At 42.7% G+C, this 26,074-nt stretch carries 26 protein-coding genes and 4 tRNA genes; 17 read left to right on the forward strand and 13 right to left on the reverse strand.

Annotation, left to right across the window (positions count from 1 at the left end; all coding sequences use genetic code 11):
* The first annotated feature begins 251 nt into the window (after positions 1-251).
* Positions 252-2,573 (forward strand): BspA family leucine-rich repeat surface protein, encoded by a 2,322-nt coding sequence (locus DPF90_RS06615; protein ID WP_114785540.1) that lies wholly within the window; start codon positions 252-254, stop codon positions 2,571-2,573.
* Positions 2,574-2,705: 132 nt separating this feature from the next.
* Here the strand turns inward: DPF90_RS06615 and DPF90_RS06620 are convergent.
* From DPF90_RS06620 to uvrY, 7 genes are all read right to left on the reverse strand, one after another.
* Positions 2,706-2,781: transfer RNA gene (locus DPF90_RS06620), tRNA-Gly, on the reverse strand.
* A gap of 13 nt (positions 2,782-2,794) precedes the next feature.
* Positions 2,795-2,881 (reverse strand) — tRNA-Leu (locus DPF90_RS06625).
* A 71-nt stretch (positions 2,882-2,952) separates the two neighbouring features.
* Positions 2,953-3,028, reverse strand: a tRNA-Gly gene (locus tag DPF90_RS06630).
* A 3-nt stretch (positions 3,029-3,031) separates the two neighbouring features.
* A tRNA-Cys gene (locus tag DPF90_RS06635) sits at positions 3,032-3,105 on the reverse strand.
* 233 nt (positions 3,106-3,338) lie between these two features.
* On the reverse strand, positions 3,339-3,896 hold the full coding sequence (pgsA, locus tag DPF90_RS06640; RefSeq protein ID WP_114785541.1) for a CDP-diacylglycerol--glycerol-3-phosphate 3-phosphatidyltransferase: 558 nt from the start codon (positions 3,894-3,896) through the stop codon (positions 3,339-3,341).
* An 83-nt stretch (positions 3,897-3,979) separates the two neighbouring features.
* A complete protein-coding gene (uvrC, locus tag DPF90_RS06645) occupies positions 3,980-5,812 on the reverse strand; it encodes an excinuclease ABC subunit UvrC (protein WP_114785542.1) in 1,833 nt (610 codons plus the stop codon).
* Positions 5,812-6,456, reverse strand: a complete 645-nt coding sequence (gene uvrY, locus DPF90_RS06650) for a UvrY/SirA/GacA family response regulator transcription factor (RefSeq protein ID WP_114785643.1) — start codon at positions 6,454-6,456, stop codon at positions 5,812-5,814. The genes uvrC and uvrY overlap by 1 nt, the downstream gene beginning before the upstream one ends.
* 349 nt (positions 6,457-6,805) lie before the next feature.
* Here uvrY and DPF90_RS06655 point away from each other — a divergent pair, with 349 nt between their 5' ends.
* The 3 genes from DPF90_RS06655 (at position 6,806) to DPF90_RS06665 (ending at position 11,667) form a co-directional block, all read left to right on the forward strand.
* Complete coding sequence (locus DPF90_RS06655; protein WP_114785543.1) at positions 6,806-7,291, forward strand: DUF3015 domain-containing protein; 486 nt, start codon at positions 6,806-6,808, stop codon at positions 7,289-7,291.
* Positions 7,292-7,399: 108 nt separating this feature from the next.
* A complete protein-coding gene (locus DPF90_RS06660) occupies positions 7,400-9,250 on the forward strand; it encodes an Lnb N-terminal periplasmic domain-containing protein (RefSeq protein ID WP_114785544.1) in 1,851 nt (616 codons plus the stop codon).
* 53 nt (positions 9,251-9,303) lie between these two features.
* Positions 9,304-11,667 carry a DNA polymerase II gene (locus DPF90_RS06665; protein WP_114785545.1) on the forward strand — a complete coding sequence of 788 codons (2,364 nt, stop codon included), beginning with the start codon at positions 9,304-9,306 and terminating at the stop codon, positions 11,665-11,667.
* Between the two features lie 9 nt (positions 11,668-11,676).
* Here the strand turns inward: DPF90_RS06665 and DPF90_RS06670 are convergent, their stop codons facing one another.
* Entirely contained in the window at positions 11,677-12,444 is a 768-nt protein-coding gene (locus DPF90_RS06670; protein ID WP_114785546.1) for a nucleotidyltransferase family protein, read from the reverse strand.
* Between the two features lie 136 nt (positions 12,445-12,580).
* On the opposite strand from DPF90_RS06670, the gene yeiP reads away from it, so the two are divergent.
* The gene (gene yeiP / locus DPF90_RS06675) at positions 12,581-13,147 is read left to right on the forward strand and encodes an elongation factor P-like protein YeiP (RefSeq protein WP_114785547.1); all 567 of its coding nucleotides are present in this window, start codon (positions 12,581-12,583) and stop codon (positions 13,145-13,147) included.
* Positions 13,148-13,149: 2 nt separating this feature from the next.
* A complete protein-coding gene (locus tag DPF90_RS06680) occupies positions 13,150-13,470 on the forward strand; it encodes an HI1450 family dsDNA-mimic protein (protein WP_114785548.1) in 321 nt (106 codons plus the stop codon).
* Positions 13,471-13,566: 96 nt separating this feature from the next.
* On the opposite strand, the gene ihfA is transcribed toward DPF90_RS06680, so the two are convergent.
* Positions 13,567-13,863 (reverse strand): integration host factor subunit alpha, encoded by a 297-nt coding sequence (gene ihfA, locus DPF90_RS06685; protein WP_114785549.1) that lies wholly within the window; start codon positions 13,861-13,863, stop codon positions 13,567-13,569.
* A gap of 568 nt (positions 13,864-14,431) precedes the next feature.
* Here ihfA and DPF90_RS06690 point away from each other — a divergent pair.
* From DPF90_RS06690 to DPF90_RS06715, 6 genes are all read left to right on the forward strand, one after another.
* Positions 14,432-14,671, forward strand: a complete 240-nt coding sequence (locus tag DPF90_RS06690; RefSeq protein WP_114785550.1) for a hypothetical protein — start codon at positions 14,432-14,434, stop codon at positions 14,669-14,671.
* Positions 14,672-14,851: 180 nt separating this feature from the next.
* Positions 14,852-15,403 carry a septation protein A gene (locus DPF90_RS06695; RefSeq protein ID WP_114785551.1) on the forward strand — a complete coding sequence of 184 codons (552 nt, stop codon included), beginning with the start codon at positions 14,852-14,854 and terminating at the stop codon, positions 15,401-15,403.
* Positions 15,404-15,515: 112 nt separating this feature from the next.
* A complete protein-coding gene (yciA, locus tag DPF90_RS06700) occupies positions 15,516-15,914 on the forward strand; it encodes an acyl-CoA thioester hydrolase YciA (protein ID WP_114785552.1) in 399 nt (132 codons plus the stop codon).
* A 111-nt stretch (positions 15,915-16,025) separates the two neighbouring features.
* On the forward strand, positions 16,026-16,322 hold the full coding sequence (locus DPF90_RS06705) for a YciI family protein (RefSeq protein ID WP_114785644.1): 297 nt from the start codon (positions 16,026-16,028) through the stop codon (positions 16,320-16,322).
* Between the two features lies 1 nt (position 16,323).
* Positions 16,324-16,713, forward strand: a complete 390-nt coding sequence (locus tag DPF90_RS06710) for a GspS/AspS pilotin family protein (RefSeq protein ID WP_114785553.1) — start codon at positions 16,324-16,326, stop codon at positions 16,711-16,713.
* Positions 16,714-17,104: 391 nt separating this feature from the next.
* Entirely contained in the window at positions 17,105-17,320 is a 216-nt protein-coding gene (locus tag DPF90_RS06715) for a hypothetical protein (protein WP_114785554.1), read from the forward strand.
* Between the two features lie 30 nt (positions 17,321-17,350).
* On the opposite strand, the gene DPF90_RS06720 is transcribed toward DPF90_RS06715, so the two are convergent.
* Positions 17,351-17,599 (reverse strand): DUF1289 domain-containing protein, encoded by a 249-nt coding sequence (locus tag DPF90_RS06720; protein ID WP_114785555.1) that lies wholly within the window; start codon positions 17,597-17,599, stop codon positions 17,351-17,353.
* Positions 17,600-17,784: 185 nt separating this feature from the next.
* Here DPF90_RS06720 and DPF90_RS06725 point away from each other — a divergent pair, with 185 nt between their 5' ends.
* The 5 genes from DPF90_RS06725 (at position 17,785) to DPF90_RS06745 (ending at position 22,673) form a co-directional block, all read left to right on the forward strand.
* Positions 17,785-18,231, forward strand: a complete 447-nt coding sequence (locus tag DPF90_RS06725; protein ID WP_114785556.1) for an META domain-containing protein — start codon at positions 17,785-17,787, stop codon at positions 18,229-18,231.
* 412 nt (positions 18,232-18,643) lie between these two features.
* The gene (locus DPF90_RS06730; protein WP_420855728.1) at positions 18,644-19,735 is read left to right on the forward strand and encodes an ABC transporter substrate-binding protein; all 1,092 of its coding nucleotides are present in this window, start codon (positions 18,644-18,646) and stop codon (positions 19,733-19,735) included.
* Positions 19,736-19,755: 20 nt separating this feature from the next.
* Entirely contained in the window at positions 19,756-21,462 is a 1,707-nt protein-coding gene (locus tag DPF90_RS06735; RefSeq protein WP_114785558.1) for an ABC transporter permease, read from the forward strand.
* A complete protein-coding gene (locus DPF90_RS06740) occupies positions 21,428-22,075 on the forward strand; it encodes an ATP-binding cassette domain-containing protein (protein ID WP_114785559.1) in 648 nt (215 codons plus the stop codon). The genes DPF90_RS06735 and DPF90_RS06740 overlap by 35 nt, the downstream gene beginning before the upstream one ends.
* Positions 22,068-22,673 carry a CDP-alcohol phosphatidyltransferase family protein gene (locus tag DPF90_RS06745; RefSeq protein WP_114785560.1) on the forward strand — a complete coding sequence of 202 codons (606 nt, stop codon included), beginning with the start codon at positions 22,068-22,070 and terminating at the stop codon, positions 22,671-22,673. The genes DPF90_RS06740 and DPF90_RS06745 overlap by 8 nt, the downstream gene beginning before the upstream one ends.
* On the opposite strand, the gene DPF90_RS06750 is transcribed toward DPF90_RS06745, so the two are convergent.
* The 3 genes from DPF90_RS06750 to DPF90_RS06760 form a co-directional block, all read right to left on the reverse strand.
* Positions 22,666-23,616, reverse strand: coding sequence for a class I SAM-dependent methyltransferase (locus tag DPF90_RS06750; protein WP_114785561.1), 951 nt, complete (start codon positions 23,614-23,616; stop codon positions 22,666-22,668). The two genes, DPF90_RS06745 and DPF90_RS06750, sit on opposite strands and share 8 nt — an antisense overlap.
* Positions 23,617-23,631: 15 nt before the next feature.
* Positions 23,632-24,324, reverse strand: coding sequence for a TIGR01621 family pseudouridine synthase (locus tag DPF90_RS06755; protein ID WP_114785562.1), 693 nt, complete (start codon positions 24,322-24,324; stop codon positions 23,632-23,634).
* A gap of 127 nt (positions 24,325-24,451) precedes the next feature.
* Positions 24,452-25,882 (reverse strand): sodium-dependent transporter, encoded by a 1,431-nt coding sequence (locus tag DPF90_RS06760; protein ID WP_114785563.1) that lies wholly within the window; start codon positions 25,880-25,882, stop codon positions 24,452-24,454.
* Between the last annotated feature and the right edge of the window lie 192 nt (positions 25,883-26,074).

Genomic DNA, 26,074 nt, shown 5'->3' on the forward strand with positions numbered 1-26,074 from the left:
CAACAAAATTGACACATCAATCATTATTAATTAAGTAATTCCAAACCTAGTTCTCATATCAAGACATAGAGATAAACTACACACAGTCATATATATTCATAAGCCATTGTTATCTATATTATTAACTAGAACTAGTGTTATCAATATATCGATAGAACCCTTGCTTTCTCCTAAACAAAGGACACCTTATTTAGGCTTCGGACTTACCGATAGTTGATAGCGATTTCCACTTTAAACCTGGATAAAATTCTATGATAACCAGACACTGCCTTAGTAAAGCGACCTTTGGTGGCTTGCTACTCTGCTCCTCTCATTTAGCCTATGCTAACACGGTCACTTGCCCCAATAGTGAGCCTAACTCATCCATTAGCGCCAATGGCGCTAATTACCTCGTCGTCGATGACGTCCTGATTAGAGATCAAACGCTGCTTAACCAACTGCAAGATGGTGAAATCAGGTTTTGTACTACTCAAGTTAGCGATATGAGCGTTTTATTGGCTGAACGAAGAGAATTTAACGCCAATATTAGTAACTGGGACACGCAAAATGTCACCACCATGATTGGAATGTTCAATGGCGCTGAAAAATTTAATCAAGATATCGGTCAGTGGGATACCAGCAAGGTCACTAACATGGCATGGCTGTTTGCTGGCGCCAAAGCCTTTAATCAGGATATTGGCAACTGGAATACCGCTAACGTCACCAATATGCGTGAAATGTTTTTGGGTACGCCCTTTAACCAAAATATTGGGAATTGGAATACAGCTAAAGTGACTGATATGAGCTACATGTTCGCGGACGCTAAAGCGTTTAATCAGGACATCAGTCGTTGGAATACCGCTAACGTAACAAGCATGAAAGCCATGTTCTCGGTGCCTATCAGCAAACCCGATAACCCAATTCATCGCTACAAAGATATCGGATCAAACCACAAACCTTGGGGCGAGGATTTTCATTCATTTAACCAAGATATCAGTCAATGGGATACCCATAGCGTGACCGATATGAGCGAGATGTTTAAAGGAGCTTATCTATTTAACCAAGCTATTGGACGCTGGGATACGGCTAACGTAACCGATATGAGTGAAATGTTTCGCTACGCAGTGTCATTTAATCAAAACATTGGTCATTGGAACACCTCAAATGTCACCAGCATGAGAGGAATGTTTTCTTATAGTAATCAAGAACCGCTCTCTTTTTATTTAATGTATCCCTATCAGTTTAATCAATATATTGGCAATTGGGACACTTCCCAAGTAACCGATATGAGTGACATGTTTATGGGAGCTTACTTCTTTAACCAAAACCTTACTCGGTGGGATACAACCAATGTCACTGATATGAGCCGGATGTTCATGTTTTTATGGGACTTTAACCAAAACATTAGTCATTGGAACACATCAAAAGTGACTAATATGCAAGAAATGTTTAGGAGAAGTCAGAAATTTACTGCCGATCTCAGCAACTGGGATACCTCAAATGTGACTAATATGAACGGCATGTTTCATTGTGCGGAAAATTTTAACCAAGCCATTGGCAGCTGGGATACATCCAAGGTGACCAATATGAGTCATATGTTCCAATATGCCTCTCGGTTTACCCAAGATATAAGTAACTGGGACACGTCACAAGTAACCGATATGTCTTACATGTTTAATCATTCCCGTGGACATAAGGACAACTATTGCCCTAAACATGAGCTTGGATCTAACTTTAATGTAAATATAAGTGCGTGGGACACATCAAGTGTAACCAATATGAAAGGGATGTTTTGGGGGGCTACGCGCTTTAACCAGAATATCGGCACTTGGGACACCTCTAATATCACTGATATGAGCCTTATGTTTTCAAATGCTACAGCTTTCAATCAAAATATCGGTAACTGGGATACCTCAAATGTCACTGATATCAGCCTTATGTTTAACAGAGCAACAGCATTCAATCAAAATATCGGTAAATGGGATACCTATAATGTCACTGATATGAGCTATATGTTTAGCGAAGCAAGAGCATTCAACCAAGACATCGGTAACTGGGACACCTCAAATGTCACTAACATGGCTGCGATGTTCCAAGGAAACGTCATCTTCAACCAAGACATCGGTAACTGGGACACCTCAAATGTCACTAACATGGCTACAATGTTCACTCGGGCTGTCCAGTTTAACCGTGACATCGGTAACTGGGATACCTCTAATGTCACTAACATGTATGGTATGTTCTGGAGGGCGGAGCGCTTTAACCAAAATATTGGTAACTGGAATACCTCAAATGTCACTAGTATGGGGTTTATGTTCCAGCAAACTTACCGATTTAACCGAGACGTTGGAGGGTGGAACACCTCAAATGTCACTAACATGGATTGGATGTTTAGAAATGCCACAGCTTTCAATCAGAATATTGGTAACTGGGATACCTCTAATGTCACTAGTATGAGTAATATGTTCAGTGGAGCTAGGACCTTTAGTCAAAACCTTAGCAAATGGGACGTGCGAAACATTGAAAGAACTACCACTGGATTTAGTGATGGCAGCGCGCTGACCCCAGCACAGCTTCCTCGTTTCAGAAATTAAACCATTATTGAATAATGGCCAGCCTTTGCTGGCCATTGATACAAAAGCGGTAGCAGCGACCTAAGTGGTTCAATGTACACTCCGGGGAGAAAAATCAGACATAAAAAAACCGCCTACAAGGCGGTTTAATTTTGGAGCGACACACGAGGTTCGAACTCGTGACCTCAACCTTGGCAAGGTTGCGCTCTACCAACTGAGCTAGTGTCGCGTAATAGGTTAGATGGTGCCCCGGGCCGGACTTGAACCGGCACAGCGCGAACGCCGAGGGATTTTAAATCCCTTGTGTCTACCAATTCCACCACCAGGGCACGCAAATCTAAAACTTGCGATGGAGACACCATCATTGATAATGATTGTTGGTCATCACTATCTTAAAATTTGGAGCGACACACGAGGTTCGAACTCGTGACCTCAACCTTGGCAAGGTTGCGCTCTACCAACTGAGCTAGTGTCGCAAATGGAGGCGCGTCCCGGAGTCGAACCGAGGTCCACGGATTTGCAATCCGCTGCATAGCCACTCTGCCAACGCGCCGTCGTAACTCCAATCGTCCCGCTTCTTTTACTGCGTTCCTCTTGGGTACGGGATGCATTCTACGGATTCGAATTAATGAGTCAACACTATTTTTAATTTTTTGAATCGTTTGTCTAATTAAGCGTCAAAAAGCGTTAATTTGGTTAATTTAGTCGCATAAATTCGTTGAATTTAACTAAGTTAGCTGTCGTAAAGTCTATGCGATAACAAAAAAACGGGCCTAAGCCCGTTTTTCAATGGTGTTCCTCATTGAGGAGATCATCTTTAGCAGCAATCAGATATTGAGCCATTGACCAGTAGGTCAGCACAGTCGCCACATATAGGCTAATATATCCCAGCCATATCATCCAATCATCATATCGCCAAATAAGCACCCACAAGGCAAACATCTGGCTGAGCGTTTTTACTTTGCCTACCCAAGAAACAGCGACGCTGGCGCGTTTGCCTATCTCAGCCATCCACTCTCGAAGCGCCGAGATAATTATTTCACGAGCAATCATAGTCACCGCAGGAATCGTCACCCAAATACTATGATAATGCTCAGTAATTAAAATCAGGGCGCTCGCGACAAGCACTTTATCGGCTACGGGATCGATAAAAGCGCCAAAGCGAGACATTTGTCCAAGCTTGCGTGCGAGCATCCCATCAAGCCAATCAGTGAAACCCGCGACCCAAAACACCATGGCAGCGGCAAAAGGTGCCCAACTGTAGGGAAGATAAAAAACAACGACAAACACTGGAATAAGAAGAAGTCGTAATAGAGATAAAATGTTTGGGATCGTTAAACGCATATTTATTGAGACTCTTATCGTTTGCGTATCGTTATTGTTCTGTTCACTGCTTCACAACAGGACTCTATGGTGCGTGATTTTTTCTATTGTTTCAATGCTTGATAAATGTTTTCTGCTAAAGAGATACTAATCCCTGGAACTTTGGCGATTTCTTCCACGCTTGCGCGGCGAAGCTCTTGCAGCCCACCCATAAACTTAAGCAAAGACTGACGACGTTTGGGCCCGACGCCTTCTACACCTTCCAACACACTGGTTTTTCTGGTTTTACCACGTTTTGCTCTGTGACCTGCTATGGCATGATTGTGGCTTTCATCTCGAATGTGCTGCATTAAATGCAGTGCAGGCGCATCGCTTGGCAAGTGAAACTCTTCTCCTTGCGGTGTAATTAACGTCTCTAGACCGGGTTTTCGAGTCACACCTTTAGCAATGCCTATCAAACGAGGACGTTTTGGCCAGTCATGCCAATAGTTGGAAATAATGTCGACGGCACGATTAAGCTGCCCTTTTCCACCATCAATAAATACAATATCTGGGATTCTTTCCACATCGATTTGTTTCGAGTAACGGCGTTCAAGCACTTGCCCCATGGCGGCATAATCATCGCCACCGGTAATTCCGGTGATGTTATAGCGCCGATATTCCTGTTTTAGCGGCCCTTCTTGGTTGAACACCACACAAGAAGCAATGGTACTTTCACCTTGAGTATGAGAGATATCAAAACATTCCATCCGCAAGATACTATCCATATTGAGCAGTTCTCGAAGCGCCTTGAAGCGCTGCGAAATGGTCATTTTATGATTGATTTTGCTGGTCACCGCCGTCAAGGCATTGGTATTAGCCAGTTTTAGATATCGCGCCCTTGGACCAGTTGGATTCATATGAAAATGAATCTTACGCCCTGCGATATCACCTAGCGCTTGTTGCAGTGGTTTCGCATCATCAATCAAATCAGCATTAGCAATAATTCTTGCGGGAATAGTACGTGCTTCGTTATGACTCAAGTAGTACTGACTAAGAAAGCTGTAGAAGACTTCTTGCTGGCTTGTATTACTGGGGATTTTGGGAAAGTGGCTGCGACTGCCGAGTACTTTACCTTGGCGAATCATTAAAATATGAATGCACGCGACACCATTTTCTTGAGCAAAGCCAAGCACATCCATATCTTCTTGAGAGTCATGAGACACAAACTGCTGCTCTTGGACACGGCGTATCGCCTGTATTTGGTCGCGCAGCTTTGCGGCGTCTTCAAATCTAAGTTGTTGGCTCGCTAGCTCCATCTTTTCAACAAGTGTAGAGAGGACTTGCTGATCTTTACCTTGCAGAAATAATCGAACCAAATGAACTAACTCTGCATAATCTTTATCTGAGATGATGTCACTAACACAAGGCCCTGCGCAGCGGCCTATTTGGTACATCAAACAGGGCCGAGTACGATTACTGTACACAGTGTCTTCACACTGTCTCATAGGAAGAATTTTTTGGATCAAATGCAGTGTTTCACGCACCGCTCCTGAATCTGGATAAGGCCCGAAGTACTCTCCCTTGCGTTTCTTTGCCCCGCGATGCATCGAAAGTCGAGGGTGTTTGTGGCCACTGATAAATATGTACGGGTAGGATTTATCATCCCTTAGCAACACATTGTATTTGGGCAAGTATTGCTTAATGTAGTTGTGCTCTAATATCAGAGCTTCAGTTTCTGTATGAGTGACAGTGACATCAATTTGAGCAATATTGCTCACTAGTGCACGAGTTTTTTCACTATCAACTTTGGTACGAAAGTAACTAGAAAGGCGTTTTTTGAGGTCTTTGGCTTTTCCTACATAGATCACAACAGCCTCAGCGTTATACATTCTGTACACGCCGGGCTGATGGGTGACCGTCTTTAAAAAAGAAGCCGAATCAAAAGGGTCGGTCACTACAAAGTCTCAGTATCTAACATTCCATGGCGAATGGCTAAATGGGTCAGCTCAACATCACCATTAATACCAAGCTTGTTAAATAATCGATATCGGTAACTGTTCACTGTTTTAGGACTTAAGTTAAGTTGCTCGGATATATCGGTAACTTTTTGTCCTTTGGTGATCATCATCATTATTTGCAACTCACGCTCAGAAAGCTCTGCAAACGGATTCTCTGATGCAGAAGAAAATTGGCTCAACGCCATCTGCTGCGCGATATCAGGAGAGATATAACGCTGACCACTATTTACAATACGTATTGCGTTGACCATTTCATCTGGCCCCGCCCCTTTTGTCAGGTACCCTGCCGCACCTGCTTGCATCACTTTGGTTGGAAACGGATTCTCCGTATGAACAGTTAAAACGATGATCTTCACATCAGGATTAAAACGCAAGATTTTCTTGGTTGACTCTAAGCCCCCAATACCCGGCATATTCATATCCATTAAAATGACATCGGTATGATTTGCCCGACACCACTTTACTGCGTCTTCACCGCTTTCAGCTTCCCCTGCTACGTTCATTCCACGGACGTCTTCAATAATACGTCGTATCCCTGTGCGAACCAGCTCGTGATCATCTACAAGGAAAACATTTATCAAACTTGTATCTCCACACTTTTTAATTCGCTCTGCAGCCACTAATAAAAATGGATAACAGCATAGCTGCTTATTCTAACCTAATTATGGTTTGTTACTTAATCTGAATATGTGCCCAAACGCAAACTTTAGCAAGTACTTATTTTCATAACTGCAGCTTAACGCCCTAATAACACAATTATTGATAATTCTAGCCGTATATTACTGTAATAGCTACAAATTCAGCTTATAAACACATTCTCTTATCAGCGCCATTGCAAGGAGCCAAAATCTAAACTATGACTACAGGGTGCATTGTTCAGCAGCACATTTTATACGGAATTATCGAGACATTATTTTCTAAGGATATGTTATGAAAAAGCTTCTAGCAGCAACAGTTTTGGCCACTACATTACCTTTGTCTGGTTTGGCACTGGCAGACTCTGATGTGGGCTGTGGTTTCGGCACCATGGTATTTGATGGTAGTGAAGGGAAAGTGCCCAAAATTCTTGCAGCAACTACAAACGGCCTATTGGGCAACCAAACTTTTGGTATTACGTTTGGTACTCTAGGTTGTGACGGTACGGGTAAAGTCACCTCTTCAGAAAAACTCGCTATGTTTATCGATGGAAACATAGATAATCTCGCTCGTGATATGGCAAAGGGTCAAGGCGAAACCTTAGCGACACTTTCCGAAGTATGGGGAGTTGACGACGCTGACAAGGCAAGATTCAATGCGTTAGTACAAGACAACTTCTCTGATGTCTTCGTTTCAGAGAATGTTACCTCTCAAGAAGTGTTCGCTAACCTCAATAATGTCGTTGCAAGCGATAGCGAGCTTGCTCACTACGCTATCTAAACTCGGTTACATCTTAATGCCACTTAGTCGAGTGGCATTTTCTCTCTATCAGCCATCAAGATAGGTCAAATTCCATCACCATCAACAAAATATAAGAAGCTTTCCTTTATGAAGTCGTACCTTATCAAAAGTGCCTCACTGCTTAGCTTATATCTGTTTGTCCCAAATGCCTTTTCTGCCAACAAATTTGAGGTCAAGATGCTGGCTCAAGATCCCTATTGGCTCAAACTAGGCCATTACCTACCCAGTTTCTTATCCGGCTACCAAAGTACTATAGATAATGAACCATTCTTCATTTCGCCAAATGGCAAACACTCACCAGAACAAGAATTACAAGCAACCATAACTAAGCTTTACGCTGAGGATCAAGACGTTGCCAAAGAGATGCAATGCCGTTTCCCAGCAAGATACTCTTGGTTAGAAAGCCTGCAAGGTAGACAAGCCAAACTCTCATGCCCTGAATTAAGCACGTGGAAAGAAATCATTGACCCAGAAGAACTGACACTCGTGTTTCCGACTGCATTTATGAATAACCCGTCTTCCATGTTCGGTCATACTCTGCTTCGTATCGATGCTAAGGATCAGACTCGACACAAAGAATTAGTCGCCTTTGCCGTCAACTTTGCCGCAGAACCTGACAGTCAAGACAACTCTGCAGCATTTGCTATCAAGGGCTTAATTGGCCAGTACCCTGGTCGATTTGCCGTTATGCCCTACTATAAGAAAGTTCGCGAATACAACGACATTGAGTCAAGAGATATTTGGGAGTACAAGCTAAAACTTACCCCAAGAGAAGTAGAAAAAATATTACTCCATTTGTGGGAGATGAAAAATGCTGAATTTGACTACTACTTTCTTGATGAAAACTGCTCTTATCAATTGCTGTCTTTGCTGGAAATTGCCCGAGAAGATCTGGCTCTAACAAAAGAGTTTTCGGTACAAGCAATTCCCTCGGACACGGTTCGCGTTCTCGCTGAAAACGACTTACTGGAAGCGCCCTATTATAGAGCCGCTTTCGGAACTCGACTTTTGCATCAAGCCAATGAAGTCGATGCGCGCCTGTTTGAAGCAGCAAAAAAGGCAACCCAAGGTAATTACCCAGATAAGTCTGAATTCTCAGATACAGAAAGAGCAGCAATACTAGAGCTTGCCTATGAATGGCTAAATTTCCAGCTTTATGATCAGGGTTTAGAGCGAGACCCAACCGCAAAAAGGCTAACTAAGCTCCTTTATCTAAGAAGCAAAATAAAAGTCCCTTCGCCATTTTCACCTGTTGAACCGCCGCTCGTCTCACCAGAGCAAGGTCATGCTTCTGCTCGATTTGGTTTCGGTTATCAATATTGGGACGACACAAGCAATCAAACTACTTTGGAATGGCGAGCCGCGTATCATGACCTATTTGACTCTCAAGATGGTTTTGTCGCGGGTGCACAAATTAATTTTCTCGACACACAGCTGACGCTCAGCCAAGAGGGTACAACTAGGCTGGATAAGTTTTATCTCTTCGATGCCATGGCGCTCGCCCCCAGCAACAGAATTTTCAACAGCTGGTCTTGGAATGTACGCACCGGGACGGATCGCCAACCAAAATCAGACGCTATGTATGAACGCTGGTTTGCCCAAGGCGGCTATGGTAAATCATGGGGTGATTCGGACAAAACACATGTTTATACGCTATTATCCGGTGAGTTAAACGGTGGAAAACTCACTGACTATGACCTCGTTTCCGGAGTAGGTATTGAAGCTGGTGCTTTATTCCAGATAGCCACAAAGCATAGGCTTGGTTTACAAGCGCAATATCTTGCACTCATACATTCTGATCAATATTCCCATTCAAACCTAAATATCAGTTGGAATTGGTCACTCACCTCCAATTTTGCGCTCAGAACTCATATTGGTTATAAGCAATGGTATTCGGAAGATATTGGCATTAAAGTGAGTGGATTAATTTACTATTAGACTATTAGAGGCATGTGCTAAGCTAGCGACGAATTACTATAAGAGCATTTCAAATGTCAATACAACAAGGATTTTTGTTGACTCGCCAAGCCAGAGACATCTCAGGTCAAACCCAGATAGAGCTCTGGCTAAAAACAGAGACCGGCCCCGTTCAGCTCATTATCAACGGGGAAAAGTCTGTATTTTTTATTCCTCAAGAAGAGATGTTGCCATGCCAAACCTTGGTACGCTCTTTAAACATTAACGCTGAAATCAAGGCCGTACCGCTTACCAGCTTTGATGGCATAGAGCTCGCCGCTTGCTATTGCCAAACCATCAAGCAAGCGCAACAGCTAAGCCAAGAGCTCAAACAAAAGGACATACTGGTTCTTGAAGATGATATTCGTCTTGCAGATCGTTATTTAATGGAACGCTTTATCCAAGGCGGCCTTGAATTTTCTGGAATACCAGAGCAAAAGCGAGGCTACACAAAGTTTCATCACGCTCAATGCCGAAAATACGATTATACACCGCAGTTAAAAGTGGTTTCCTTAGATATTGAGTGCTCAGAAAAAGGCATACTGTATTCGGTTGGGCTCGATAGCTCGATGGACAGTCGAGTCATCATGATAGGTCCCCATCAGGAATCGGAGACTCAGATCGAGTGGGTCGAAAACGAACGCCAACTCTTAACTGCCATGATACGCTGGTTTGAGCACTTTGACCCTGACGTCATCATTGGCTGGAATGTGATTGATTTTGATTTTCGAGTTCTACACAAGCGCGCTCAGTGGCATAAGCTCAAATTGAACATAGGCCGGGCTAGACAGAATTGCTTCTTTCGTACCTCATCAAATACCCAACAAGCTTTTGTGTCTATTCCAGGTAGAGTCGTGATGGACGGCATTGACACACTTAAAACGGCGACTTTTCACTTTCGCAGTTGGTCACTTGAATCTGTCTCTCAAGAGTTATTGGGCGAAGGGAAAAAAATCCATAATGTCCACGATAGAATGGATGAAATAAACCAGATGTTTCTTAAAGATAAGCCTTCTTTGGCAAAATATAACCTTCAAGACTGTGTCCTGGTAAATAAAATATTCTCTCAAACTCATTTACTTGAGTTTGCTATCGAGCGCTCGAAACTCACAGGCGTAGAGCTGGACCGTGTCGGAGGCTCAGTGGCAGCATTCACCAATTTATATCTGCCTCAACTTCACCGAGCAGGCTATGCCGCTCCCAATTTACATTCTGAGAACTGGTTCGCAAGCCCTGGTGGTTATGTCATGGATTCAATACCAAATCTTTATGATTCTGTTTTGGTACTTGATTTTAAGAGCCTTTATCCATCAATAATTCGGTCGTTTCTGATTGACCCTATGGGCTTAATCGAAGGACTAAAATTAGAAGCTGGTAAGGACGAACATCAAGCGGTAGAAGGCTTTCGAGGAGCACAGTTTCATCGTAGTAAACATTTTCTTCCGGCTATGATTGAAAGCCTTTGGGCAGCTCGAGACCAAGCTAAAAGCAATAACGAAGAGGTATTTTCACAGGCCATTAAGATTATCATGAATTCATTTTACGGTGTACTTGGGTCTTCTGGCTGCCGTTTCTTTGATACTCGTTTAGCATCAAGTATCACTATGCGTGGGCATGAAATAATGAAACAAACTAAGCAGCTAATTGAGCAACAAGGTTATCAAGTGATCTATGGTGATACCGATTCAACCTTTGTTGCCTTAAACGGTCAGTTCTCACAAGTTCAAGCTGACAAGATAGGGCTAAAGCTCGTAGACTACATTAACGATTGGTGGACAAAGCATCTCATAGAACAGTACAACCTGACCTCAATCCTTGAGATCGAGTATGAAACGCATTATAAAAAGTTTCTTATGCCCACGATTCGAGGCCAAGAAACAGGATCAAAAAAACGTTATGCCGGACTCATTGGTGACGGAGAGTCAGAAAAAATTGTATTCAAAGGTCTAGAAAGTGCTCGTACCGATTGGACTCCTCTATCCCAACGTTTTCAGTACCAGCTTTATTCAATGATCTTCCATGAACAAGATCCCTCAGACTTTGTTCGTGAGTTTGTCGAACAGACATTAGCTGGGGAGTTTGATTCAGAAATGGTGTATCAGAAGCGCCTTCGGCGCAGGCTCCATGAATATCAAAAGAATATTCCTCCTCAAGTAAAGGCAGCTCGCTTAGCCGATGAAATAAATTCACAATTGGGAAGGCCTCTTCAATACCAAAATAAAGGCAGAATTGAGTATGTGATTACTGTGAATGGGCCAGAGCCGCTGGAATACTTAAAAAGCCCTATCGATTATCAGCACTACATCGATAAGCAACTTAAGCCTGTCGCACAAGCCATTCTGCCATTTGTGGGAATCAATTTTACTAGCCTATACGAGCCTCAGCTTGGTTTGTTCTAACAGAGGAAGCTAGCCAATACGGAACTCTGTTTTTTGATACTGCTTGACCAACCACTCTCCAAAGCCATCGAGGATACCTATAACAGAACGCTTAGCAATAAAGCGACCTGATAGCAAAATCCCCAAGCGTTCTATCTCTACTTGCTTTTCTGGATAATAACGCAAAAAGTTATTCCCGCACTCAATGGGATCATCAAACCAATTTTTGTCTTTATACATCACAAGAGAATAGCTGGCTCTAAGTAGCTTTTTTGCAATAATCACTTGGGCCTTGATTTGATCCTCTGGTGTCGCTGAGCGCGCTATTCGGTTACGATACACAGCAACCCAATTTTCGACATCCATATTCCAGTGTTTGGCCACTTCCCAACTCGGCTCGTAATCACCGAAGCATTCTGCTAAGTTCTCACCATAGACACAGACTGAGCAATGGCGCAGCTGAAAGCCCAAAGAGAATATACTGTCAAGACTCGCGACTTCTTGAGCTAAAGCATTTGTTAGGGAAATCCCGTTGATAAATGGGTAAGCTTTTTGAAAACGAAACTTTATCGAGTTAAACAAGGTTGTTCTTGTATCACTAAAGCTCTCATTTGATACTACTAGAGCGTCAAGATTAGACAGGTTTGGTTCAGCTCGCTTTCGGGCAACACTCCCATAAATGTACACACTATGGAGATTCTCTCCCAGCCCACTCTTTAGAAAAGTCACAAGTTCACCCACAGCTGGCTGATACATTTCCTGAAGTGGCTGGTTAGGGTCGATAACTGAAAGATGCATATAATTGACTACATTAATTTTTAGACTCTGGTTCTTCTAATGTTCGCCCACACATTGGCACGAATCAAGATATTCCTTCGTTTAAACTCTATGTATATAATACGACAATTCCATTCCATGCTAAGGATATTTATTTATGCCAAGGGCAAGCGAGCTCAAAAAAGGTTTTGCTATCGAATCAAACAGCAAAACACTGCTAATCAAAGATATTGAAGTCACCACTCCTGGAGGTCGAGGAGGAGCAAAAATATATAAATTACGCTGTGTAGATTTGTCTACTGGTGGGCGCGTCGATGAAAGGTTCAAATCTGATGATGTGGTCGATACTGTCGACATGTTCAAACGAGCGGTTGCATTTTCATATATAGATGGTGATGAATACATATTCATGGACAATGAAGACTATACCCAGTTCACATTTAAGAAGTCTGATATTGAAGATGAGTTGCTGTTTGTGACCGAGGAGATTCAAGGTCTTCACGTCATTGTTGTCGACAACAATGCCGTTGGTCTTGAGCTTCCCGCTTCCGTTGAGCTTGTTATAGAAGAAACGGATCCATCAATTAAGGGTGCTTCTGCTTCAGCAAGAACAAAGCCCGCTCGCTTTGCGACTGGTTTGACAGTACAAGTGCCCGAATACATTGCAACAGGTGATCGTATTGTGATCAATACGGCTGAGCGAAAGTATATGAGCCGAGCGTAATTATGTCTACACTGATGTCTTATGACGACGCCATAGAAACGGCTTATGATATATTTCTCGAAATGGCACAAGACAACCTCGAACCTGCCGATGTCATCATTTTTACTGCGCAGTTCGATGACAGAGGAGCAGCAGAATTGGTTGAAACTGGCGATGACTGGTCACACCATGTCGGGTTCGATGTTGATAAAAGTCTGTACGCTGAGGTGAGAATAGGCTTAGTCAATGAGGAAGATGATACTCTTGATGACGTGTTTGCCCGTCTGCTAATCAGCAGAGATCCCGAACATAAGTTCTGTCATGCTCTGTGGAAACGTGACTAAACTAAAATACCGCATATAACTAGAAGACGGGTTTAGTATCACTCCGTCTTCTAGAATATTAGTGTCTAGACTGAACAAGCAGTTAGCTTAAAAGCTTCAGCCTTTCACCTTTGCATTTTCAACGCGAGCCTTCAGTTTTTGCCCAGGGCGGAAGGTAACAACGCGGCGAGCACTAATTGGAATGTCTTCACCTGTCTTTGGGTTTCGACCCGGTCGTTCATTTTTTTCGCGTAAATCGAAATTTCCAAATCCAGACAGTTTTACCTGTTCGCCACTTTCCAGTGCCTTACGAATCTCTTCGAAAAACGCCTCAACCGTTTCCTTGGCATCCCGTTTACTGTATCCGAGCTTTTCAAACAGGTTCTCAGCCAAATCGGCCTTTGTGAGCGCCATAAAACTTTCCTCAAAGCTGTGTTTAACATTGCTGCCGTTTTTGGCAGCGCCAAAGCATTTTGCTCAGCCAATCAACAACATATCGGCCACACTTGGGAAAGTGTATGCCAACCTTCTGATTTACGCCAACTTTTTTATTGGCTGAATACGCCTTTAATGTTAATTCTATCATAATGAAAAAAACATTTCATCCAGTACTAGTTCATTAAAAGCTTAATTTTCAATACATTAAAATGAAGAATTGCTTAATAATTAAACATAAAATAAGTGGTATCGAAGAAAATAAAATTTGTTCTTTTTTTCAATCTCAAAACGACTTGCAATTTGAAAACTGTCTGTTAACGACAAAAAGCAATAAGAATTGTGAATTTACTCCCTCCGCTACTCGACTCCACGTTTTATCCTAACTAATTAAAAAGTATGAATAAAGCCATGATAGTAGATAAACAATTCGCATTTGGCATTCATTATGCTTTGAGTGAGTTATCAATCATAAGTGGCAACATTTTGTCGAAGCCACACCCTTTCTGAGCAGTTATCAGATTGGCATAGCTAGGAGAGGCCTGATATGGAACTTCATCGTCATACGTACTACAGACTTATTCACCATGGGATTAAATGTTTACTGGTAGATAGACTCGGCCACTTTACAGAGCATGAATACCATGACTACTTAAACCACATGACGGGCAAATCAAGCTGCTTTGCCATGAGTAACGAGGAGCTAAAGGTAGCCGTGTCAAATTTGCGAGAAGAGGGTTACCTCGAAGACATTAAACTCATGATCTCATCTCTAGAAGTGTATTAACAAAAAGCGGCTTGGCTGACCTTAGCCAGCTAAGCCGCAAAAAACAGAGTCAAATACCCAGCCCTTCACTAAACATTTACCCAAGTTCCAACAAGTTTGTCTCAGAATGCTTCCAAGGCCTATTTTCATCGCCCATATTTAGTTAGACTGTCTCCAGTGTTGAAACTTTAGATATTTGCAATGAAACAACTATTAGATTTTATCCCGCTGATTATATTTTTTGTGCTTTATAAGATGCAAGACATATATGTCGCGACTGGAGCACTGATTATTGCCACAGCAGTTCAGGTCATACTCACTTACTTGCTATATAAAAAAGTAGAGAAAATGCAATTAATTACTTTCGTCATGGTTGCTTTATTTGGCGGCATGACGATTTTCCTTCACGATGACAATTTCATCAAATGGAAAGTAACGATAGTATATGTGGTTTTTGCTCTTGGTCTTGCCATCAGTCATGCCATAGGTAAATCGGCAATTAAAGGGATGCTAGGCAAAGAGATTAGTCTCCCCGATCCTGTATGGGCAAAAGTAACTTGGGCTTGGGTTGTATTCTTTTCATTTTGTGCGGGCCTCAACATTTATGTCGCATACGAACTTCCCCTAGATGTATGGGTCAATTTCAAAGTATTTGGACTGTTAGCTGCAACCTTTGGTTTTACCGTCATTACTGGTGTTTATATATACAAACACTTACCAAAACAAAAATCCGAGTCGAATCCTGGTGACTAGTTTCATTGCGAATTGATATAATCATATATAGATGCGTAACAAGATCTAAATATCTCCTACGGGGCTTTTAGCGACCATTTTTGGTCGCTGTTTTATTTTATGGATGTCAATTATGAGTCAAACCATCAGTTCTCCGCGTGGTCAACTTCTTCTACGCACTTTAGCCATGCCTGCAGATACGAATGCGAACGGTGATATATTTGGAGGTTGGATAATGTCACAACTCGATTTAGCAGGAGGTATTCTGGCAAAAGAGATTTCGGGAGGACGTATTGTCACTGTATCTGTATCAAGTATCACGTTTAAAAAGCCAGTCCGCGTTGGTGATGTCGTTTGCTGCTACGGAAAATGTCGAAAAATCGGAAGAAGCTCGATGAATATCGACTTAGAAGTATGGGTAAAGCCCATAAAAGAGCATGGCATAGGAGAACGCTTCATGGTCTGTGATGCAACATTTAACTATGTTGCGATAGATACAGAAGGTAGACCTCGCGCAATCGAACAGAACTAATTTCACAGTTTATTGTCAGACCCTCTTTTAAAAGCTGTTACATTCTGTACAGTTAGGCTTAAAAGGCTTTAGGCAATGCCTCTCAACAAATTTAAATATGAGGACAGAAATATGTGGTACGTAATTTTTTCTCAAGATGTTGAAAATTCACTCGAAAAAAGACTGGGCGCTCGACCTGCTCATTTAGCTCGTTTACAAGAGCTTCAAGACGAAGGCCGTCTACTCACGGCCGGCCCTATGCCAGCGATAGACTCAAATGACCCAGGAGAAGCTGGTTTCTCAGGTTCAACCGTTATTGCAGAATTTGAATCACTCCAACAAGCGCAAGACTGGGCAGATGCAGACCCATACGTTGATGCTGGTGTTTATAAACAGGTGACAATTAAGCCGTACAAAAAAGTGTTCTAAAATGAAATTCAAAATTATCCTCGGAATACTAGCAGCCTCAATCGTTGCTGGATGCTCCTCTTCAGGAGAACAACGTCAGCTTGAGATGTTAGCTCATAGCAGAGCCAGTGTAATCGCTGCGGAGCTTCCAATGGAGGTAGGTCCACTTTCTATCTTAAGAGCCAATTCTAAGGGGACTATGATAGAAATAATGATGGTTTACAATCAGGATGCCCCAAAAGCAAAACCAATCCAGCATGTGCTCAAGACTAGCATTCAGAGTTACTGCAGCGATGAGGAAACTAAAGATAACTTGGATGTAGGCCTAACCTACAGAATAAAAATGCGCAATACTAGAGGTCAGTTAATGGTTGACCAAATTGTCTCAAAGCAAACATGTCAGGCCAAGTAATCAACTTTTCATACTCTAAAGTAGAGCTTCGATAGCTGCAGTCCCAACATATCAAGAAAGGAGAATCATTACTGTAATGACTCTCCTTAGCTCTATGCACGGCCATCACTTTAATCCTTTCTTCAAGATATTTTTCTAAAATCCCTAGTGACATGGTCACAGATGAATATCGTTCCATGGGTTGTTTTATGAACTTTTTATGACAGAAAAAGCACTCCCTACATTGGTCTAATTATCTAAGTACAAGTTAGTCAACAATATTATCACTAGTTGATAAGCCAAATGCATATTGACTCAAAACTAATCCATAACTTTCCACGATTTTCCAGTGTTGACGACTAACTTTCCCACTCCTAATGTTTGAGTGTGAGAGCAACGACAGGTGCCGCCAATGAAACGCGCAAGCAACTCCTACCGTTTACAGTTAATAAAAGAGATTGCAACGAAGAAAGAAAGGTTAGAGTGCAATGATCCTATGGCGAGCTATATCCATGAGCTTCTCGACACCGAATCCAATCCTCAAAAACAGAAAGAGCATCCTCATAGGTTTCATGACAACCATTTCGATGAAAATATTGGCGGTTGGGTCAGTGATGACTGGGAATAGAGGCGCCGACATACCAAACATGATGGCATGCTAAAACAATTTTTGCTGGGGATCTTTTTGTGACGGCGTCACTTCTTGTTCTTCCCTACTGTTTGCCAATCTTCGCCTGTAACGTTGACGACAAAGCTTTATGATGTGTAGCTGCTCTGCTGGCGAAAACGATAACCAATTGAAGCGCTCTTCTCGCTTGCGCATACAGCCTTTGCAATACCCCTTATCATCCGTGGTGCACACTCCAACACAAGGACTCGGCACAGAAAAAAGTTCTAACTGTTCCATAATATCCTCTCTGTACAGGTTTATTGCTCTGGGTTGTACGATCAATCGCTCAGCATATTACACTACGAAATGATAAATAAACCATGACTCTAGACTGACAAAACCTAAGCATTTTCACCTATACTTTGAGGCATAAAAATCGTCTAAATGTCGATACAGGTATTTATATTCCGGAGTTTCCTACTATGAAGTTTAGTCCAAAAACATTACTTGCTGCTGTTGCTCTTCCTATTATGATGACAGCATGTGCAAGCAATGGTAGCGGCGAAAAACAAATTACAGCCCAAGATCTTCAGCATCATAATTGGGAACTAGTTAGTGTTGATGGTGAAATGATACCTTCAGGCGAAGGGCATAAAAAGCCGCGTCTAGAAATTGGTGAAAAGCTAATGGCAAATGGCAACGCTGGCTGCAATAATTTCTTTGGTCAAGCAGAGCTAAAAAATAATCAGCTGCGCATCGCAAAAATGGGTATGACGATGAAAATGTGTATCGGCGAATCAATGAACCTTGAGCAAACATTTTCTAAAACATTGTCACAATGGAGTGATATCACTCTGACTAAAGACAGCTTGATATTAATGAACGAAACACACACTCTCACGTTCAAGCTCAAAGACTGGAAAAAATAAGTTTTAAATACTCCTCTTCTAACCTAAACCCTTATGTCCTTCCTATTCATAAGGGTTTTTTATATCCGACTCTAAACCTTCTGAATTCAATCTCACATTTATAGCTTACCCTGTTCATTGAGACGCTGAATATTTAGGTAGAAGCCAAAAGATACATCAACTTTCCATAGATTTGTGAAAATACTCTATCGCGAGCAAAGTTCAACGACCAGCAATCAACCAGCTTTGAGCAAGACTGATTGTTTTTTCTTCACTTGTCTCAAATAGTTAAAAAAATAAATTTTTTCCGTCATAATGAAGGAAAGCGACGGATAGAACGGTCTATCAAGGCGTCGGCAATACGATTTTTAAAAGGACCCTCATGACAAAGCTGATCACACTTTTCTCTAGTTTTCTTTTCTCTCTAAGCCTGATGGCAGAAACCAATTGGCAAGACGTAACGCAAAAAGCAAACGGACAAACTGTTTACTTTCATGCTTGGGGAGGCAGCCAAGAAATTAACAACTACCTTAGATGGGCAAATAAAAGGCTACAAAAAGAATACGGTGTGACACTCAAACATGTAAAAGTGTCTGATATCGCTGAAACGACCTCTCGTTTGATCGCAGAAAAAGCGGCCGAAAAAAACACCCAAGGAAGCGTCGATTTGGTCTGGATCAATGGTGAAAACTTCAAATCTATGAAAAACAACCAATTATTATTTGGTCCTTTCGTTGAGCGCCTACCAAACTGGGAAAAAGTAAACAAATCACTTCCTGTTGATAGCGATTTTTCAGAACCTACAGAGGGACTTGAAGCTCCATGGGGAGTAGGCCAGCTCGTCTTTATCCATGACAAGGTTAAGTTAAACAATCCTCCCGCATCTTTCAATGAACTGCTTAGTTACGCAAAAGCGTTTCCAAACCGGTTAAGCTACCCTAAGCCACCTGCTTTTCATGGCACAAGCTTCTTAAAAGCCTTACTTATCGAGCTAACCAACAATGACCCTTCCCTATCGCAGCCAGTTGATAAGGTCGACTTTAATGAAGTCACTCGCTCGTTATGGCAATATTTAGATAAGTTTCATAAAGTTGCGTGGCGTAAAGGACAACAATTTCCCACAAGCGCAGCAGAAACCGTACAGTTGCTTGATGACGGCCAATTGGATCTTGCCATCACCTTCAACCCAAACTCTGTCTATTCTTCTCAAATCAGTGGCAATTTAGCCAAAACGACCGCCGTTTATGCAATGGATGCAGGTGCGCTTTCGAATATCCACTTTTTGGCTATTCCGTGGAATGCAAATGCCAAAGAAGGAGCGCTTATCGCTATTAATTTTTTGTTAAGCCCTGAGGCGCAGTCTCGAAAAGGTGACATCTCTGTATGGGGGGATCCATCAGTCCTAAAGAACCAGTTCTTGACTGGAAGTGCTAACAAAACCTCTCTATTTAAGTCGATTGCTGAACCACATCCAAGCTGGCAAGCCGCGTTAGAGAATGAATGGCAAAAACGCTATGGTAACTAGAGCTGCAATGATATAGCCAAATGTATAGAGCCGCATATTTAGCATTAATCCTTATTTGTATAGTACCGACTATCCCTGGGCTAGTCGGTGTTATGCTCTCATCATTAGGATACGTTCCACCAGTTGGACTATTCGATTGGTCACTGTCCCATTACACAAGTTTCTTTTCTTGGCCAGGGATCCATAAATCGGTACTACTCACCCTATTTAGTGCTATTTTCAGTACCTATCTCTCATGTTTTATCTGCTTTGCGATTTTACAAAAATTATGGTTAGGTAGGCATTGGTCAAAAGTTGAGACTCTGCTTGCCCCACTACTGGCCATGCCTCATGTTGCGTTTGCGATTGGTTTTGCATTTCTTTTTGCCCCGACAGGCATACTGGCACGCGTTTTAGTCGAGACCACGGCTTTCACGCCAGATACACAACACTCAGCTTGGTTGGTTCATGACCTTTATGCACTGGGTTTAACAATAGCGCTAACATTAAAAGAAGTGCCTTTTCTCCTTTTAATGAGCATTCCTGTTTTACATCAACTAAACGTAGATCGAGTCCATAAGGTCAGTACGTCGCTTGGTTATTCTCCGGTACAAATGTGGTGGAAAGCCATTTTACCTCAGTGGCTAGTCAAAATGCGCTTCGCTCTGTTTGCTGTGATTGCTTACGGCGTCTCTGTCGTTGACTTAAGTTTAATCCTTGGTCCAACCAATCCTCCTACACTTGCCGTTTTAGTATGGCAATGGTTTAGCGACCCGGATCTCTCCCTCATCCCACGAGCGGCAACCGGTGCCGTGATGCTCTTTTGCATAGCAAGTTTGTTATTAGCATTGGTTGTTTTAATAGAAAAAGTCGTCGTAGGACCTTGGGGAAATTGGCAATTTTCTGGGCGACATGGCACAAGTCTACCTGGTAAAACTTTATTTACTTTTTCAGTAATCTTGGCCGGGGTTATGCTACCTCTGATGGTGATTTGGAGTTTCGCTCAACGCTGGCGTTTCCCAGATGTGCTTCCATCTCGCTATAGCCTGAGATTTTGGACCAATGAGTGGGACAATATCCTCCCGACCATTGGGCAAAGTCTTGCTATTGCTGCCATTACGGCATGTATCGGCTTAATACTCGCCATATTAGCACACGAATGTCGACTCAAGTTTAAAATACATTTACCCAAATATGTTATTGCCTTACCTATGCTTATTCCCCAGCTTTCTATCTTATTTGGCATTCAGGTAGCTAGCTTGTATTTGTCAGACAGCAGCTATTATCTATGGGTAATCTGGTCACATATATTCTTCGCATTCCCCCTCGTGTATTTGGCACTTGATGGTCCATGGCAGACTTATAACCATCAATTTAGTAAAGTCGCACTAAGTTTGGGCCAAACGCCTCTCATGGTTTTTTTCAAAGTGAAGGTAAAATTGTTACTGCCCGCTATTTGGTATGCTTGGGCGGTAGGTGCCAGTGTCAGCTTAGCGCAATATTTACCGACTCTCATGTTGGGTGGGGGTCGAATCACAACAATAACTACAGAGGCCGTAGCTTTGTCGAGCGGCTTCGATAGGCGAGTCACCGCTATTTATGCCATTTGGCAAGCGTTACTGCCATTTATTTTCTTCGCTACAGCTATTGGAATGAGTGCATTAGCAGGGCGTCGCACATACCGTAGAAAGACCAAAAGGGATACCGTTTCACATGACGCTGTCATTAGAAAACATCGCCATCTATAAAAATAATGGTGACACACTGTTATCAGACTTAACATTTTCAGCCTCCGCAGATGAAGTGATCTGCTTAATGGGGCCAAGTGGATGCGGAAAGTCTACATTGCTGAGTTTGATTGCTGGCCACTTAGGCCCTGAGTTTACTCACTCAGGCCATATTATGCTTAACGGACGAGATCTGGAAGTACTTGAACCACACAAAAGAAAGGTCGGTATTCTGTTTCAAGATGATCTTTTGTTCCCCCACTTAAACATCTGGCAAAACCTCGCATTTGCCCTTCCAAACCATGTTAAAGGTCAGCAAAGATATCAAGAAGCACTATCGGCACTCAACAAAGTCGAGCTTACATCCTTAGCAGAGTCTTACCCAGACCAAATATCAGGAGGCCAACGCGCCCGAATTAGTTTGGTCAGAATGCTTCTTGCGAAACCTGATCTTGCCTTGCTAGACGAACCCTTTAGCAAGTTGGACAAAGCGCTCAGAACGCAATTTCGCGACTGGGTCATGGAGCAGCTCGCTCGGGCTAATATTCCTACAATTATGGTAACCCATGATGAGGACGATGTTCCAAAACATGGACGAGTGTTTAACTGGCCATGGAGTCATTGCCATGCTTGATAGATTCAGTATAAAAATCATTCGCTCTCCACTCGCCTTATTGGCCACCGGAATAGATAAGCTAGGAGTAACTGCCAATCAAACAACTGTTTTTGGCTTTGGAATAGGCGTGCTTGCCTTCCCCGCGTTGTATTTTAATCACTATGATCTGGCTTTAATTCTGATACTCCTCAATCGACTGTGTGACGGTTTAGACGGAGCATTAGCGAGGCGACAAGGGATCACTGACGCTGGCGGGTTTCTTGATATTAGCTTAGATTTCTTATTCTACTCTCTAATCCCATTTGGCTTCGTCGTCGCCAATCCAGAACAAAACGCGGTAGCTGGGGCATTTCTGATTTTTTCTTTTATCGGCACAGGTTCTAGCTTTCTCGCGTTTGCCGTCATGGCAAGTAAACAAGGGATTGAAAATCCAATCTATAAAAACAAATCGCTGTATTACATGAGCGGCCTAACAGAAGGCACTGAGACAATCGCTTGTTTTGTTGCCATGTGTCTAGTACCTCAGTACTTCGCTATTATTGCCGTTGTGTTTGGTATTGCTTGCTGGTTTACAACCTTAACTCGTATCTACTCTGGTTTTCAAACCCTTAAGTAGCCTCAGGGTGGTGTTCGAACAGCATCACCTTAAGGGCCGCATCAGTGTCTATGTCTGAAAACTCCACTGGATTATCAAGGCGGGACTGATAGCCGATCTGTGGCGCCGCTTCTTGCATACTGGTGATCAAGAAATCGCCACTGACTTGTGGTGAGTTAACACAAGCCAATACTTTGCCCCTTTCAGCAAGTAACTCAGGGAGACGGCGCAGAATTCGAATATAATCTTTGCTTAGAGCAAAGCTGCCTTTTTGAAACGAGGGCGGGTCGATAACGACTAAGTCATAGGGACCTAATTTTCTAATTTTCCCCCATGATTTAAATATGTCGTAAGCCAAAAACTTTACTTGGCTAAGATTGTGGTCATTAAGTCTGTGATTATCTCGCCCTTTATTTAAAGAGGCTCTGGCCATGTCAACATTCACTACCTGCGTTGCACCTCCTTCAATCGCCGCGACCGAGAATCCGCAGGTATAAGAAAACAGGTTGAGTACTCTTTTATTGCCCGCATGACTCTTAACCCAGTCTCGGCCCAAGCGCATATCAAGAAACAAACCAAAGTTTTGATTTCGGCCAATATTCAACTGATATTTCAAACCCGACTCTATCACGATAGGCTTGTCATTGAGTTCACCAAACACCACTTCCACAGGAGCACCATCAAGATAACGATGCTGAATAGCTGCGCAAGTTCCCCCTTTATCACGCCATGATTTGGTTTGAGATAAGGTATCAAGACCAGCTTTTAGCGCCTCGATGAACACTTCTTCAACGGGTTTAAATATATTGATTAAAAGCTGACTGTCTACCCAATCGCACGTTATCTGCTCAAGTCCAAGGTAAACACGGCCTCTGCCATGAAACAAACGTCTAACTTCATCGGGTGCATTGAATAGTGCATCACTGACATGAGAAAAGAAAATAGGCAGCTTTGAAACCTGCATAGAAAAGTCCTGTTGTTATTTTATTGTTGGCCATGGCAAGTCCCAAGGAGAAAGCCAAATTTGTATACCATCACTTACACTTGTTTGGTGCCATTTCTCTTTGTCACTTGCCCAGTCTCTTGGATCACAGACAAACCGGAAGCTTTCACCTTGAAAATCAAACATAATCGCAAAAGCATGCAAGTATCCCCTGCTAGCTTGGCAGGAAGGATTGTAGATAGTGTCACCAACAATTGGTGAGCCTATGGATTTTAGAGCAACGCGAATTTGATGGGTTTTTCCGGTAAAGGGTTTACAAATAAAGAGACGCTCTCCAGGCTCAGCACTGGCTGAAAAGAATTGAGTGATAGCAGGATTAGACTGTGTTTTCACTAGCTTCCATGTGCTGCGGCGTGAACGTTCCATATCCCCTTTAACTAGGCCTTGCTTCTTTTTCGGCTTTTTACTGCCAATTGCCAAATAGAACTTAGCAACCTTTCGCTCTGCAAATAACTGTGAGAGCTCGCTGGCAGCCTGCCTGTTACGCGCTAGTAGCAAAATGCCAGAGGTCATTTTATCTAATCTATGTATTAGATATAACGGCTTCCCATCTAATGACCTTGAAACTTCCTTAAGCAACATAGTATCACCATCATCCTTGTGAACTGACACTTGCGGGTGTTTATTGATGACGACAAAGTCCGAGTGAGAAAAAAGAATATCAAACATAAAACGGCAACTCTAATTAGAAGGCATGAGTATACCTGTTATGCCTGCTAATTCCAGAACTTGGTAGGCGAGATAATAAAACAGGGGCCCAAGGCCCCTGTACATCTGAAATATAGCCGAGTATCTATCAAAGCTTCTTAGAAAAGAGACCTGCGATAGCTATGATTCCAATGCCAAGCAGCATGATCGCGCCTTTACCGCTATCAAAACCTGACTTTATACCCATGATAGCAACGATGGCGATGGCAACAGGGATAATGTACTTAACTAGGTTATACCATAAGCCAAACAGTGGGAAAGGTACCTCGCCATTGTTGGTGATTTCTTTCTCTAGATCCGCTTTGTTCAAACGCCATCCAGCAAAGATACACACCAACATTCCGCCTACCGCAAGGAAAATCTTATCCGTGAGCAAGTCAAATATGTCAAATGCACCCGTGCCAAATAGTGTTGGACCAACGCCACCTAATGAAAGAGAAGCAAAGACACACAGAACTGACATCACAGCACTTGCTGAAAGTACCGCCGTTGAGCGCTTCATACCTTTTTCATCGATAAGGTAAGAGACAACCACTTCCAATAGAGAAACAGAAGAAGTCAGCGCCGCAACGGTCAAACCAATGAAGAACAACAAAGCAAGCAGAATACCAATCGCTCCGCCCATTTCAGCGAAAAGCTGAGGCACAACAACGAAGACCAAACCAGGGCCTGCAGCCGGCTCCATGCCAAAGGCGAACATAGCAGGGAACATTGCAATACCCGCTAAAATAGCCACGCCTGTGTCCATTGCAGTGACCATACCTGTTGTTTGAACTAAATTTTCTTTCTTTTTAAGGTAAGAGCCATAAGTCATCATACAACCCATGCCAAGGCTAAGAGAGAAAAACGCCTGTCCTAAAGCGGCAAGTACCACACTACTATCGACTTTAGAGAAGTCTGGAGTAAACAAGAATTTAAGTCCAGCAGACGCTCCAGGAAGGGATAAACCTTTCACTGAAACAATAATCAGTATGACGAAAAGGAGTGGCATGAGTACTTTACCAGCCTTCTCAATACCACCAGAAACCCCTCTCATGACGATTACAACATTCATCAGAAGATAAATGCCCATCCACATAATGGGTTGGATAGGATCTGAGATAAAGCCACCAAAGCTATCCCCAATAGCACTCGGTGCACTCAGTAGGCCATCCCCGACCTTAAAGATATAGGCTAATGCCCAACCACCAACGACTGGATAGAACCCCATGATGAGTAGACCACTCACCACGCCCATCACACCAGTAAATGTCCAACGACGATCGGTCGATTTAAACGCACCAACCGCAGACAAACCTGTTTTCCGTCCTATTGCGAACTCCGTCAGCATGACACTAAAGCCAATAAAGATGACGAAAACTAGGTATATGGCAACAAACGCACCACCACCACTTTCACCCGCAGTGTAAGGAAACTTCCATATATTGCCCAGACCAACCGCAGAGCCTGCAGCTGCCATTACGAAGCCTAATTTTGACCCCCACGTATCCCGAGGTTGCGTACTTGTACTCGTAGCCACGATTACTCCATTTATTAAGTTGTGTTTGCATACGTTAGGCGCTAAAAAGTGGGTGTATATATTTATTTACACTATAAGAATTTTCATGAAGCGCTAACAACATGGCAATTAAAGCAGCTCTAAATTATGATTGGAAGTCCATCGTATAAAAAATGATAAGCAATTAACATTTAGAACAGTTGAATTGTTGCT

Source organism: Vibrio tetraodonis, from assembly GCF_003350295.1.
GTDB lineage: Bacteria > Pseudomonadota > Gammaproteobacteria > Enterobacterales > Vibrionaceae > Vibrio > Vibrio tetraodonis.